The sequence below is a fragment of the Winogradskyella sp. 4-2091 genome (genome assembly GCF_045765065.1).
In the GTDB taxonomy this organism is placed as follows: Bacteria; Bacteroidota; Bacteroidia; order Flavobacteriales; family Flavobacteriaceae; genus Winogradskyella.
The window spans coordinates 12444-26420 of sequence record NZ_JBJKOD010000005.1; the positions used below are offsets into that span (position 1 = coordinate 12444).

At 31.7% G+C, this 13977-nt stretch carries 14 protein-coding genes; 6 read left to right on the plus strand and 8 right to left on the minus strand.

Features of this window, described 5'->3' with window-relative positions; all coding sequences use genetic code 11:
- Positions 1-45 precede the first annotated feature (45 nt).
- Together ACJBCC_RS07845 and lon are read right to left on the minus strand one after the other, a co-directional pair.
- The gene (locus ACJBCC_RS07845; protein WP_407556868.1) at positions 46-831 is read right to left on the minus strand and encodes a LysM peptidoglycan-binding domain-containing protein; all 786 of its coding nucleotides are present in this window, start codon (positions 829-831) and stop codon (positions 46-48) included.
- On the minus strand, positions 815-3268 hold the full coding sequence (lon, locus tag ACJBCC_RS07850) for an endopeptidase La (RefSeq protein ID WP_299101729.1): 2454 nt from the start codon (positions 3266-3268) through the stop codon (positions 815-817). Before lon ends, ACJBCC_RS07845 begins: the two co-directional genes overlap by 17 nt.
- Before the next feature lie 229 nt (positions 3269-3497).
- Here lon and ACJBCC_RS07855 point away from each other — a divergent pair, with 229 nt between their 5' ends.
- From ACJBCC_RS07855 to ACJBCC_RS07870, 4 genes are read left to right on the plus strand one after another with little or no spacing between them, the layout of a single operon-like run.
- Positions 3498-4052 (plus strand): RNA polymerase sigma factor, encoded by a 555-nt coding sequence (locus ACJBCC_RS07855; protein ID WP_407556869.1) that lies wholly within the window; start codon positions 3498-3500, stop codon positions 4050-4052.
- A 7-nt stretch (positions 4053-4059) separates the two neighbouring features.
- Positions 4060-4623, plus strand: a complete 564-nt coding sequence (locus tag ACJBCC_RS07860) for a hypothetical protein (protein WP_299101725.1) — start codon at positions 4060-4062, stop codon at positions 4621-4623.
- A complete protein-coding gene (locus tag ACJBCC_RS07865) occupies positions 4601-5689 on the plus strand; it encodes a hypothetical protein (protein WP_407556870.1) in 1089 nt (362 codons plus the stop codon). The genes ACJBCC_RS07860 and ACJBCC_RS07865 overlap by 23 nt, the downstream gene beginning before the upstream one ends.
- A gap of 49 nt (positions 5690-5738) precedes the next feature.
- A complete protein-coding gene (locus ACJBCC_RS07870; RefSeq protein ID WP_299101721.1) occupies positions 5739-6464 on the plus strand; it encodes a head GIN domain-containing protein in 726 nt (241 codons plus the stop codon).
- A 55-nt stretch (positions 6465-6519) separates the two neighbouring features.
- Here the strand turns inward: ACJBCC_RS07870 and ACJBCC_RS07875 are convergent, their stop codons facing one another.
- Positions 6520-6909, minus strand: a complete 390-nt coding sequence (locus tag ACJBCC_RS07875) for a DUF2750 domain-containing protein (protein ID WP_407556871.1) — start codon at positions 6907-6909, stop codon at positions 6520-6522.
- A gap of 11 nt (positions 6910-6920) precedes the next feature.
- Positions 6921-8603: a polyamine aminopropyltransferase gene (locus ACJBCC_RS07880; protein ID WP_407557019.1), complete on the minus strand. Its 1683-nt coding sequence runs from the start codon at positions 8601-8603 to the stop codon at positions 6921-6923.
- Between ACJBCC_RS07880 and ACJBCC_RS07885 the strand changes: the two genes are divergently transcribed.
- Positions 8488-9048 carry a hypothetical protein gene (locus ACJBCC_RS07885; RefSeq protein WP_299101719.1) on the plus strand — a complete coding sequence of 187 codons (561 nt, stop codon included), beginning with the start codon at positions 8488-8490 and terminating at the stop codon, positions 9046-9048. The two genes, ACJBCC_RS07880 and ACJBCC_RS07885, sit on opposite strands and share 116 nt — an antisense overlap.
- Entirely contained in the window at positions 9011-10192 is a 1182-nt protein-coding gene (locus ACJBCC_RS07890; RefSeq protein WP_407556872.1) for a glutathionylspermidine synthase family protein, read from the plus strand. The genes ACJBCC_RS07885 and ACJBCC_RS07890 overlap by 38 nt, the downstream gene beginning before the upstream one ends.
- Before the next feature lie 459 nt (positions 10193-10651).
- Here ACJBCC_RS07890 and speD read toward each other — a convergent pair whose 3' ends face one another.
- The 4 genes from speD to ACJBCC_RS07910 form a co-directional block, all read right to left on the minus strand.
- Positions 10652-11017 (minus strand): adenosylmethionine decarboxylase, encoded by a 366-nt coding sequence (speD, locus tag ACJBCC_RS07895; protein WP_407556873.1) that lies wholly within the window; start codon positions 11015-11017, stop codon positions 10652-10654.
- 27 nt (positions 11018-11044) lie between these two features.
- Positions 11045-11584: a hypothetical protein gene (locus ACJBCC_RS07900; protein ID WP_407556874.1), complete on the minus strand. Its 540-nt coding sequence runs from the start codon at positions 11582-11584 to the stop codon at positions 11045-11047.
- Positions 11585-11673: 89 nt separating this feature from the next.
- Entirely contained in the window at positions 11674-13017 is a 1344-nt protein-coding gene (locus tag ACJBCC_RS07905; RefSeq protein WP_407556875.1) for an MFS transporter, read from the minus strand.
- A 67-nt stretch (positions 13018-13084) separates the two neighbouring features.
- Positions 13085-13912 carry a M48 family metallopeptidase gene (locus tag ACJBCC_RS07910; RefSeq protein WP_407556876.1) on the minus strand — a complete coding sequence of 276 codons (828 nt, stop codon included), beginning with the start codon at positions 13910-13912 and terminating at the stop codon, positions 13085-13087.
- Positions 13913-13977 lie beyond the last annotated feature (65 nt).

A 13977-nucleotide genomic window follows, 5' to 3' on the forward strand; every position in this document is an offset into this window, starting at 1 on the left:
TAAAACGATGATATGATTTTTTTATTTTTTGAGTAGAAAATATTTCTATCGTAACTGTAATTCTTGACCAACTGTAATAAGATTACTCGTTAATCCATTTAAACGCTTTATTTCGTTAACCGTTGTACCATTATTGAGTGCAATTCGATATAAATTATCTCCATTTTTTACTACATAATATGAAGCACCATTAGTTATATTAGATGTTTCCGATCCATTAACACGAAGTCTTTGACCAACCCTAATCACATTTGAATTTAAATTATTCATTCGCTTCAGCTCATTAACACTTAAATTAAATCGATTGGCCAAACTGAATAAGGTATTACCGCGTTCAACAATATAATAATCTGAATTTGCGTTTTCTGAGCTAGAATTACTAGTATTAGTGATAGCTTCAACAGCATCAAAATTACCTACTCTTAATTTTTGACCCACATTAATTAAAGTTGTTTCTAAATTATTTGCTGCCTTTAACTCACTTAAAGAAACATTATACTTTTTAGAAACATCAAACAACGATTCGCCTTCTTTTACTATATAAAAATCTGACTCCTTTACTGTATTACTTACGCTATTTTCAGTTTGATTATTGTTGCTAGAATCAGCAGCATTAACTACTGATTCTTTTACAACTGTTTCTACTTTATCTTTTGGCTGCACTAGCTTTACTTCTCCAGTTGCAACATTTAGTTTAGCTGGTTTCCCGTCTAAAAAAACATCTTTATACTCAATAGTATTTTGTGCAACTATTGAGTCTTGTGCAAATGCACATATACTAGAAAATCCGAGGGTAATAATGGATATAATTAATCTATAATTTTTTTGCATTTTTTACTTTTTGCTTGGTAAGAGCCAGCTTTAACACATCACTCATATCTGTTACGTAATGAAACGTTAGGCCTTTTAAATATTCAGGTTTAATTTCTTCAATATCTCTTCTGTTGTCTTCACAAAGCAAAATCTCTTTAATACGAGCACGTTTAGCTGCTAAGATTTTTTCTTTAATTCCACCAACAGGTAATACTTTACCACGTAATGTAATTTCGCCTGTCATTGCCAAGCTCTTCTTAACTTTACGTTGCGTAAACAAAGATACTAAAGAAGTTAACATAGTAACACCTGCACTTGGTCCATCTTTTGGTGTTGCTCCTTCTGGCACGTGAATATGCACATTGTATTTGGCAAATATTTCTGGATTAATACCAAACTCTTCTGCATTGGCTTTAATGTATTCCATAGCTATAGTCGCAGACTCTTTCATCACTTTCCCTAAGTTACCAGTAATAGACAAAGCGCCTTTACCTTTAGATAAAATAGATTCTATAAATAAAATATCTCCACCAACACTTGTCCAAGCTAAGCCTGTTACTACACCTGCAACATCATTATTTTCGTACTTATCACGTTCTAATCGAGGGCTTCCTAAAACTTCAATAACATCATCATTAGAGATTTTGATATTGTAATCTTCTTCCATTGCAATATTCTTGGCAGCATAGCGTACCATTTTTGCAATTTGCTTCTCTAAGCCTCTAACTCCAGATTCTCTTGTATATCCTTCAACTATTTTTTCTAATTGTGGTTTAGCAATTTTTAACGCTTTGTCATCTAAACCATGCTCTTTTAATTGCTTTGGTAATAAATGACGTTTAGCAATCTCTACTTTTTCTTCAATAGTATAACCTGTAACATTAATGATTTCCATTCGGTCTCTTAATGCAGGCTGAATTGTATTTAAACTATTAGAGGTCGCAATGAACATAACTTTAGATAAATCGTATCCCATTTCTAGGAAATTATCATAAAACTCACTGTTTTGTTCTGGGTCTAAAACTTCTAATAAAGCAGACGATGGGTCACCTTGATGACCTGAAGATAATTTATCTATCTCATCTAATACAAAAACTGGGTTAGATGTCTGTGCCTTTTTTAAACTCTGAATAATACGTCCTGGCATTGCACCAATGTACGTTTTTCTATGTCCTCTAATTTCGGCTTCGTCTCTTAAACCACCCAAAGAAATTCTAACATATTCTCTACCCAAAGCTTCAGCTACAGATTTCCCTAAAGAGGTTTTACCAACACCAGGAGGTCCATATAAACACAGAATTGGCGATTTCATGTCGTTTCTAAGTTTTAAAACGGCCAAATATTCTATAATTCTTTTCTTTACATCTTCTAAACCAAAATGGTCTCTATCTAAAATTTTCTGAGCACGTTTAAGGTCAAATTTATCCTTGCTAAATTCGTTCCAAGGTAAATCTAAAAACAAGTCTAAATAGTTACGTTGAATAGAATACTCAGCCACCTGAGGATTCATACGTTGCATTTTGGCTAATTCTTTTTCAAAATGTTCCTTTACTTTATCGTCCCATTTTTTGTCTTTAGCACGTGCACGCATATCTTCAATCTCTTCACCAGAAGAAACGCCTCCACCCAATTCTTCTTGGATAGTTTTCATCTGTTGATGCAAGAAATACTCACGTTGTTGCTGATTCATATCGCTCTGAACCTTAGACTGAATATCATTTTTAAGCTCAAGCTTCTGATATTCTAGATTCATAAACTTCAATGTTTGAAGCGCACGTTCTTTTAAATCGTTAATCTTTAATAATTCTTGCTTCTCCTCTACTTTAAGATTCATGTTAGAAGACACAAAATTGATTAAAAACGAATTACTTTCAATATTCTTAATCGCAAAACTCGCTTCAGACGGAATGTTTGGACTTTCCTTAATAATCTCTAAAGACAAATCTTTTATAGAATCTATAATAGCCTTAAATTCCTCATTATCTGCTGCAGGTTTAGCCTCAGGAATATCAGAAATTGTTGCTGTTAAATACGGTTTCTCTGAAGTTACCTCATTTATAGCAAACCGCTTTTTACCTTGTATAACCACAGTTGTGTTACCATCTGGCATTTTTAGCACTTTTAAAATACGTGCCACTGTACCTGTTTTATAGATATCTTTTGCTGTTGGGTTTTCTACAGTTTCGTCTATTTGAGATACAACACCAATGACTTTTCCGCCTTTATTGGCATCATTAATTAATTTAATAGACGCATCACGACCTGCTGTGATAGGAATTACAACACCAGGAAACAATACCGTATTTCTTAAAGGCAAAATTGGTAACGATTCTGGCAAAGATTCGCTGTTTATTAATTCTTCATCTTCAGGAGTCATTAATGGAATTAATTCTGAATTCTCATCGAAATCCTGAAATGACAGATTGTCTAAATTTAAAAATTTTGATTTTTTCATATATATATTATGGTCATTCTGTCATAAAACCAAACAGAATAACATTATTTTAAATGTATTAAAATTTAACTTTATACTGAATATCAAATACTTATAAGATATTCAAAGTTATTCACACTATAGTAATTCCAATTGTTATGCCATTACCTTTATCACAGTTTAATTTTTTTTTCATTAAAACTGTAACACTTCAAAAAAGACGTCATCTATAAGTAAAAGCAATTGTTTTTTGACATCAACCAATCAAAATATCGAACAGTTATTAATCCTTTGTCAATCTGGTAACCAACGTGCACAGTTGGAAATTTACAACAGATATAACAAAGCGATGTATAACACAGCCATAAGAATTGTAAAAGATTCTTTTAAAGCTGAGGACATTATGCAAGAGTCGTTTTTAACCGCTTTTACAAAATTGAAGTCCTTAGAAGACACCAACATGTTTGGTGCATGGTTAAAACGTATTGTAATAAACAATAGTATTGGCTATTACAATAAAAAAGTAAGACAAAATGAAGTGCCCTTAGACGCTGTGATTTATAAAGTAGAAGATAACGACGGCATTGTTGAACCAGACCAAAATAATGAGAAAGTAAAACAAATTTTAGACGTTATGAGAACTTTAAAACCCAATTACAGTTTAAGCCTAACACTACATTTAATAGAAGGTTACGATTACGAAGAAATCTGCGAGATTATGAATATCTCTTATGCCAATTGCAGAACTTTAATATCGAGAGCAAAAGAAAGTTTGAGAAAAAAATTAGTACTAAAAGCATCTTAATTTAATTATGGAAAAAGATAATTTAGATAGTTTATTTGATAATTTGAAGGGTCAATTTGATATTGAAACCCCACAAACCAATCATGAACAACGATTTTTAGATAAATTGAAATCTAACGATATAGCTTCAATAGAAGTTAAAAAATCATCTGGTTTTAACTGGAAACCTTTTTTAGCCATTGCAGCTTCTATAATAATATGTTTAGGTCTTTTTACAACGTTACAAAATGATTCTGAAGATTTAGATTTAGCAAGTGTATCACCTGAAATGTCTGAAACACAAGACTTCTTTACAGTAACAATTGAAAACGAATTAAAAAAACTAAACGAAGAACGCTCACCTTTAACGGAGCAGATTATTAGTGATGCTTTAGCGCAAATTAAACTTTTAGAGAACGATTATCAAAAATTAAAAACAGATTTAACCGAAAGTGGAAAAAACCAACGTGTTATATATGCGATGATTTCAAATTTTCAAAACCGAATAGATATTTTAAATACTGTATTAGAACAGATTGAAGTAATTAAAGAACTTAAAACAAATACAAATGAACCTAAAAATACATTATAAAATTGCCTTTTTACTTTTACTCTTACCGAGTATTGTATTCGCAAATACTGGCGAAGACCTCAAGAAATCTTCAAAAGAACGCAGCATAAAAAAGACGTTTAATGTCTCATCTAATGCCACACTAAAAGTAGATAATAGCTTTGGAAGTGTAGATGTAATTACCTGGGAAGAAAATCGTATTGATTTTGATATCCTTATTAAAGTTACAGGTAATAATGCCGATAAGGTTGAAGAAAAAATTGAAGGTATTAATATAGATTTCTCATCTACAAATGATTTGGTTTCAGCCATCACACACATTAGCAAAAACAAAAGTAGCTGGTGGAATTGGGGAAAAAACATGAATCTTCAGATTGAAGTTAATTATGTTATTAAAATGCCTATTTCTGGAAATGTAGACTTATCACAAGATTACGGATCCATTAACTTAGACCGATTAAATGGCGTCGCAAAATTAAGTTGTGATTATGGTAAAATTACCACTAAAGAATTAATGGCAGACAATAACGAAATCCGTTTTGATTATAGTTCTAATTGTTATTTTGAATATATAAAAAGTGGCGAGATAATAGCGGATTATAGTGGCTTTACCGTTGCAAAAACTAAAGATTTAATGATAAAAGCAGACTATACAAAATCTATTGTGGAAGTTGCAGAGCATGTAGAGTACAACTGTGATTATGGATCTTTAAAAGTAGATAATGTTAATAATTTTGAGGGCAAAGGTGATTATCTCACTCTGCGACTAGGCAATGTATACAAGAACGTAAGACTAAACGCTAATTATGGTTCGTTAAAAATAGACCGAATGGCTTCTAAAGCTGGCGATATAGATATTACAGCAGATTTTACTGGTATTACAATTGGCCATGACGCTAATTATAATTTCAACTTCGATATAGACTTAGAGTTTGCATCCTTGCGAGAATCTGATAGTTTTAATTTTACCAATAAAGAAATTGATCACACCGAAAAAAAATACAGCGGTTACTATGGCTCTAAAGATTCTGGTAACTTGATTAAAATAAATTCTGAATATGGAAGTGTAACTTTTAAGAAGAATTAAATTTAGTTTAAGACATCATCAATTATAAATCAATAAAACATTAACTATTATGAAACTATTACAATCAATCACAGTTCTTGCCATTTTATTAAGTACAAGTTTATCTCATGCGCAATGGGGAAAATGGAAAAAAATTAAAGGAAATGGCAATATTACCACAGAAACCTTTTCTACAACATCTTATGATGGTGTTAAAACAGCAGGATCAATGGACTTTAATTTAGTACCAGGAAAAGAAGGTAACATTACTGTTAAAGGCGATGACAACCTTATGGAATATATCTTGGTAGAAGTTAAAAACAACACACTTTCTGTGCGCGTTAAAGATGGTTATAATTTAAAGCCAAGTTCTACTATTGTCGTAACTATACCTTATAAATCTATTAATTCTGTATCACTTGCAGGTTCGGGAGATGTAAAAAATTCGGGAACTATAGAAGCAGATAAATTAAAAGTTTCTTTAGCTGGTTCAGGAGACATTGAATTAAGTATAGATTCTAAAATAACCGAAAGTAGTATCGCTGGTTCTGGCGATATTAAATTAGAAGGAAACACAACAGATTTAATTGTAAAAGTAGCTGGTTCGGGAGATTTTGAAGGCGATGATTTAGATAGTACAAATGTTACAGCTAAAATAACAGGGTCAGGAAGTGCTGATGTCGTTTGCGATGGCGAATTGGTAGTTAGAATCACAGGTTCTGGTGATGTTAACTACTCAGGTAATCCAACAAATAAAGACACTAAAATTACGGGTTCTGGTAGTGTGAGCAATTAAACTGTTATAAATAAACAAAAAAAGGATAAGCTTTGCTTATCCTTTTTTTGTTTAACTATATATAAAACTCTAATTCGTCATTTAAGTCTCTTATAAATTCATCTATATTAACAACAAATCCAGACTTATGGTTTACCGGAAATACATTTATAAGCAAATTGTGTCTCTTTATAAGCGGAATTAAGACATCTTCAAAATTATCTAAATCAATTTTTACAGGCGTACAATTCTGCCACATGGCTTTTGAATTAACCTTAATAAAACTATCATTTGACCAAAATGAAATAAGTTGATTGTTCTCTATATTAGAAATTACATATTCTTCGTTTTTATCCATAATAGACCAGAAGCATTCAAAATCTGCAACCTTTTTTAAAAAATATTTGTATCTAGAAAAAGAATCTAACTTTAATATATTTTCAATTTTCTTTGGATGTAGCCCCATTTAACTATTCTTTACTTAGTCCCAGTTTGAAAATCAGCTTTCCATTTTCCCCAATCATCCAAAAAGTAATTTAGTATTATTGGGTTGTCTAAAGTATTTAGCTTTGTATCTGCGATTTTAATATCTAAAGGGAAGACAAAAGTTTGCTCAACTTGGTTTGGATTTAAAAATTTCAAGTCTTTTGGTAACGCATTTGGACTTAAACTATTTGTATTATTACTGTTTTTAGCAATAATAAATCCCCAATCTCCAAATGATGGAATATAAGTATGGTAAGGCTCTACGGTTTCAAAAACAGATTTTAAAGTATTATTAATACAACTAAAAACGGTGTTAGAAAAGTATATTTCTCCTGCCTGTGTTACAAATACACCATCCCTTTTCAGATTTCTTTTCGCCATTAAAAAAAACTGCTTACTGTATAGTCTAGCAATTGCTTGATTGGTTGGATCTGGTAAATCTGCGATTATAATATCGTATCTCTCATCATTATTAAACAAAAACGTAAAAGCATCTTGAGCAATAAGATTTACTTTTTCATTTAATGCTGCATTTTCATTTATTTCTTTTAAATATTGATTCTCTTTTGCCAAATAAAACATTGTACTATCAATATCAACAACATCAATTTGTTGTACTTTTTTATTTTTTAGCACTTCTCTGCTTGCTAAATTTTCGCCACCACCTAAAATTAAAACACGCTTAGGATTATTATGCATTGCCAATGGTACATGCACTAAGGATTCGTGATAACGATACTCATCAGAAGATGCAAACTGAATCACGCGGTTTAAGTAAAGCCTGACATCATCACTATTTTTAGTCATAACAATTTTTTGGTAAGGGGTCTGTTCATTTAAAACAATAGGTCTCTTGTAAATTTTTTGGTCCCAAACCTCTAAGAATCGTCCTCCAAATATGACCAATACCAATAAAACTGCAATCACAAGAAAACCGTAAATACTATTTCGTTTTTTGTCTTTTAGAATTGTGTAATTCAAAACAATGCCCAATAAAATATTAACAATACCAAAGATTAACGAGGAATAGTATAACCCAACAAAAGGAAGAATAATGAACGGAAAAATAAGTGTAGCTATCAAGCCTCCTATATAATCTAACGACAATATATTAGATAAGTTATTTTTTATATTACTATCCTCTAATGCAAATGTTAGTAATGGCACTTCCATACCTGTTAACAATCCAATTATAAAAATAATGGCCAAACAGCTTATTTGTAAAACCGTTGGAGAAACATATACAAAAAGCATGTAAAGTAACGGCACCGAAATACCTCCTATGAATCCTAAAAGATATTCTACATTAATAAAAAAAATGAGCGGTTTATGTTTAAGAAATTTAGTTAAGAACGCACCAATTCCCATTGAAAAAAGGTAAACACCTATAATTATAGAAAACTGTCTAACGCCATCACCTAAAAAATACGTAGCAGTTGTACTAATTAATAATTCATAGATTATAGAACATAATCCTGCAATAAATACAGCAAAAGGAATTATGGCTTTTTTTTTCATAAAAATTTGACTATGTTTGGTGTATAATAACTGCTCAAAGATGAAGAAAAATTTTATAACAGGTCTTGCTTTAACTAAAAAAATAACTTTAATAGCTGCGGTAACTGCTGCTTTAACTCTGCAAAGTTGTGGGGAAGAAGACGGGAGCCCAAGAATTAAAGATGCACAAGAAGAAACGATTTACGAATCTACTAAAGGTGTAATTACTGAAGTTGAAGAAGTTGAACCTGGAAATGATTATAAAATTCTTGATGAGCGTATTATAGACGAGAAAGAAAAGTCTATTGCTATTGTTCACACTTTGGAAGGTACAGTAGATACTTTATCTTTAAGAAAACTAAAAAATGACGAATCTTCGTCTTACCGTCACTCTGGTCTTAGAAGTATCTTATACTACTCTTTAGCTGCTTCTTATTTTAACAGAAACATGGGTAATGTTACACCTAAGCAAGGTAATTACAAAAATGCGTCAGCTTACAACAAGTCTACAGGTTTAAAAAATGATTTAAAGAGTTCTGCGACTTCACGTCGTGTGAGTGTTCCTGGTTCATCATCAAAAGGTTATGGCAGTGGAAAGTCGTTTAGATCATTTGGAGGATAGTCGGTTTAAGGAAATTAAACGCCTTAAAAAGAAACACACACCTAATCGTTTACATTGGTTTTTAGGGGAAGATTATTTTTCTCAAGAATTACTTGGTATTTACCGTTCTGAGGTAGAGCAATTGCGTCGTATTTCTGATGAAGCCTTCTACTTATTTCAACGTGCAACAGACAAAATAATTGCAGATAATAAATTAGGTGATTTAGGTATTCCTTTATCATTTCAAAAATGTATTATTCATAGCTGGAAAAATAAATCTAAGCATTCTTTTCTTTACGGACGATTTGATATTAATGGCGGATTAAAATCTGATTACGGCAGAATTATAGAATTCAATGCTGATACATGCAGTACAATCCCAGAAACACTTTTGTGGCAGCCACTTCAGTTAGCTGAATTAAAAGGCAATCCTCAAAGTTTTAATACGCTCAGTGACGATATAAAAATGACGCTTTCTAATTTAAAAGCGACATTAAATAAACCCAACCCAACTTTTTTAGGAACCTCATTTGGTTATGTTGAAGATGTAGAAAACGTAAATTGCATTATCGATATAGCTTACCAAGCAGGTTTTAAACCTTTATATTCTAATCTTGAGAATGTAGTTTTTTCAGATGAAGGTGTATTTTATGAAATTGGTGGTGAGTTTGAAGAGATAGATGTACTTTTTAAAATGGTACCATGGGATTGGATGTTCAATGATGAGCCAGAATTGGCGCAAACCCTTTCTGAATTAATTATTAATGACAAAGTCGTTGTTTTAAATCCACCATATACAGCCATTTGGCAGAATAAAAAATTCCTAGCGTATATTACTCAAAACTTTCCTAACAATATATTAGCCGAAACCTATTTACAACAAGAAGCACGATTGGGTGAATACGTTAAAAAGCCAGTTTACGGAAGGTTAGGTGAAAATATTGCTATAGAGACAGCAACAAAAGCAAGACAAGAATCTAAAGGCGATTTTGGAAATCAGGATATGATTTTTCAAAAATATTACCCTTTAAATCAAGATATGGAAAAATACTATTATCAAATTGGTATGTTTTTCACGACAAAGGCTTCCGCAATTAACTTACGAGCGCAAGAGTCACAAATCATTACGGATGATTGTGAATTTATGTCACATTTTATAATTTAAAGAATCATTTTATTTAAGTATTGGCACAAATCCTCATTTCATTTTGAAATGAAACAGGCCATACTATTATTATTTATTTTTTGGCTCTCTTTTGGCTTTTGTCAAGATGATAAAATGACCTCATCAGAAATATTTGGTTATTGATAGTTTGATCACATTAATTCAGACTCGGACGATAGAATACATATATTTACGAGAGCGCAAAGCGATGAAGAAACCACACTTTATCATTTTAAAGAAAACGGCACATATAGTTTAGTAAATTATAAAAGACGTAATAGATATATAAGAAAATGTGGAAATAAAATTTGTCCAAGGAACCAATTAGGGACTTTTCATATCTATAATAATAAAAACTATTTAGAATTGTATGATAATAATTCAAGAACTAACCAAAACTGGAAGATCGTTTGGTTAGATGAAAATTCTTTTGGTGTAATTCGCTAAAGGCTAAATGGTTTAATTTGTGATTACACCTATTGCTTCTCCCCTTTCAATCTGTTTAATAATAACTTTATCTGAACTGAAAGAAAACATTAATAACTTCTGAATTTTTTCGGCATTAAATGGCTTACAAGAAAATATATCTACCGCAGCAAATTGATGTTCTGGCCATGTATGAATACTAACGTGACTTTCTTCTAATAATATAAACCCAGTGACTCCTATTGGTTCGAACTGTTTAAATGACTCGTTGACTTTAGAGAGTTGCAACTCCATTACAATAGCATTTAATACCTCCTTAACTTTTGGAATAAAAGATAGAGAATCTGAATTACAGTTGTATACATCCCAAGTGATGTGTGTACCAAGCGAAGTTTTCAAAATAGATAGATTATTGGGACTAATTTATTATTCGCCAGAGTATGAACTCATCATTAAAGCCATAAATTCTTGTGGATCATAGGCCTTTACTAAACTTGTGTAAGACTCGTCAGAATCTACCTCAACCATTTCTGGTAAAGATTCCCTTGGTCCATAATCCCAAGTTACTTCATTAATGACATCACTAATAACATCATAGTTTCCATTCATAGGAATACCTAAAAATGTTACTTCCTTGTTAGTTAGATTAGCAGCATAACTGTCTTGATACATTTCTGGTCCGTAATATTCGTCAGATAATAAGTACTCTGATAAAGACGGATTAATCATATAAACAGATTCTGTAAAATTAAATTTAATAATACTATCGTTTTCTAATGTCAATTGATGCTCTCCTAAGCCCATTTCTACCCAAACCACTTCTTTTGGTGGCACTACAACTCTAAGGGTATCAACTACAACCTCAACAGAAAAATCAGTTGGATTATCTATCGCTAAATCTACACCACTACTACATGATGTAAAAAATACAGTAGCTAAAACAGAAAGAATAATAAGCTTTTTCATAATAATAAAATTAGTTAAACGCAATATAAGAATATTTAAGAATTATTTAGATTGAATACATTGTATTTTTAAATATTGAAAAGTTCCTGTTATTTTTCATCATACTTCGGAACTCTAAATAAGAGTACAATACCTACTAAAAAGAAGATTACTAGGAACAAAATAGCGTTACGCATACTGCCTGTAATTTGGTCTATTGTAGCAAATATTCCCATCCCAATTACAATACCTATTTTTTCTGCCACATCATAAAAACTAAAATATGATGTTGTGTCTTCCGTTTCTGGTAAAAACTTAGAATAAGTAGATCTTGCTAAGGATTGAACACCACCCATTACTAAACCTACCAAACCTGCTGCAATATAAAATTGCAATGGAGTTTCCATAAAATAAGCATACAAACACAGTGCCATCCAAAAGAAATTAATTACGATTAAGGTTTTTACATTTCCAAACTTTGACGATGCACGAGACGTTAAATAGGCACCTAAAATGGCCACTAATTGAATAATTAATATACTAACTATAAGACCAAAGGTTTTAGCGTCATCATCTCCCCAAGCAATTTCCTCCTCACCAAAATAAACAGCAACTAACATTATTGTTTGAACTGCCATACTGAAAACAAAAAAGGCTACTAAATAACGTTTTAATCTTAAATTTTGCTTTAATTGAATCCAGACTTGTTTCAATTCTTTTAAGCCATTAAAAACAACATCTTTAGTTACTTTATGACCGTTAGAAACACCAGCTGGTAAAATATAAAAGGAATATTGGCTAAATAATATCCACCATAAACCTACCATTATAAAAGAATAGCGCATACCAACTTGGGCGGCAGTTTCTATAACCTCTCCATCTTCCGCTATATGATCTGAAATATAAAAAACATCAGGAAACATAACCATTGCAAGATTAATTACGAGTAAAATAACACTACCAACGTAACCCATACTAAATCCTTTAGCACTAATACTATCTTGTTGTTCTGGAAAAGCAATATCTGGCAAATACGAGTTATAGAATACCAAACTTCCCCAATACCCAATCAATCCCATAAAATAAAACAGTAAACTTAGATGAATACTATCTAAGCTAAACCAATACAAACCTACACAACCTACACTACCAACATAACAAAAGAATTTCATGAAATTCTTTTTATTACCAACATAATCTGCAATACCGGAGAGGATAGGCGAAGAAATTGCAACTACACCAAAGGTAAATGCGGTAACGTAGGTAATTAATGCAGTACTTTTAAAATCCATTCCAAATGCAGAAACCGTTTTTTCTGCTTGTCCCAAAAATAAGGCTGAATAAAAAATTGGAAAGATAGACGATGCAATCGTAAGGGTGTAAACTGAATTAGCCCAATCGTAAAAAGCCCAAGCATTTAAAAGTTTCTTACTCCCTTTTTCAAGTTTTATCATAATTTTTTATATAAAAAAAGCTGCTCAAATTGAGCAGCTTCTAAAATAGTCAAATATTATTTAAATCTTAATTTATTGGTCTAAATGATGTAGTTCCAAATTTAGCGGCTTCGGCTTTTGCTTTGGGAGCTAAAGCTTCCAATGTTTCAATTCTATTATCATTACTTGGATGCGTACTTAAAAACTCTGGAGTAGACGATGCTCCGCTATTTGCTTTCATACGTTTCCATAATTCAGCAGCTTCATCTGGATTATAGCCAGCAATTGCCATAATTATTAAGCCAACTTTATCGGCTTCAGTTTCATGACTTCTACTAAAAGGCAACATTCCTGCTACATTAGAAACCACTCCAAACGATTGATTAAATATACCTAAAGCTTGTTGATCATTTGCTAAAGCAACATTACCTGCTACGGCTAAACCTTGTTGCAAATATGCAGCACTCATACGTTGCTGACCATGATTTGCCAAGGCATGAACAACCTCATGCCCCATAATTGCTGCTACACCTGTTTCATTTGCCGCAATTGGCAAAATCCCAGTATAAAATGCAATTTTTCCACCTGGCATACACCATGCATTTACTTGATCATCTTGAATTAAAGTATATTCCCATTGGTAATCATCTAAATAACTATGATGACCATTCGCTACTAACCAACGTTCAGCAGCAGCAGCTATTCTTTGACCAACTCTAGTAATCATTTCGGCATCTGAAGTACCCGTTATTACTTTACTTTCAGATTTTACTTGATTGTATTGTGCAAAAGCTGATGGGAACAATTGATCATTTCCAACAAATGCCATCGTCTTTTTTCCTGTAAAAGGATTCGTAGCACATGCATATACAATGCCTAATATTAATAAACCTAAAAGTATTTTACTATGTTTCATATTATATAGATTATTTCGAATTACTAAATTACAAAAATGAATTTGCATTGATAGGACACTAAATC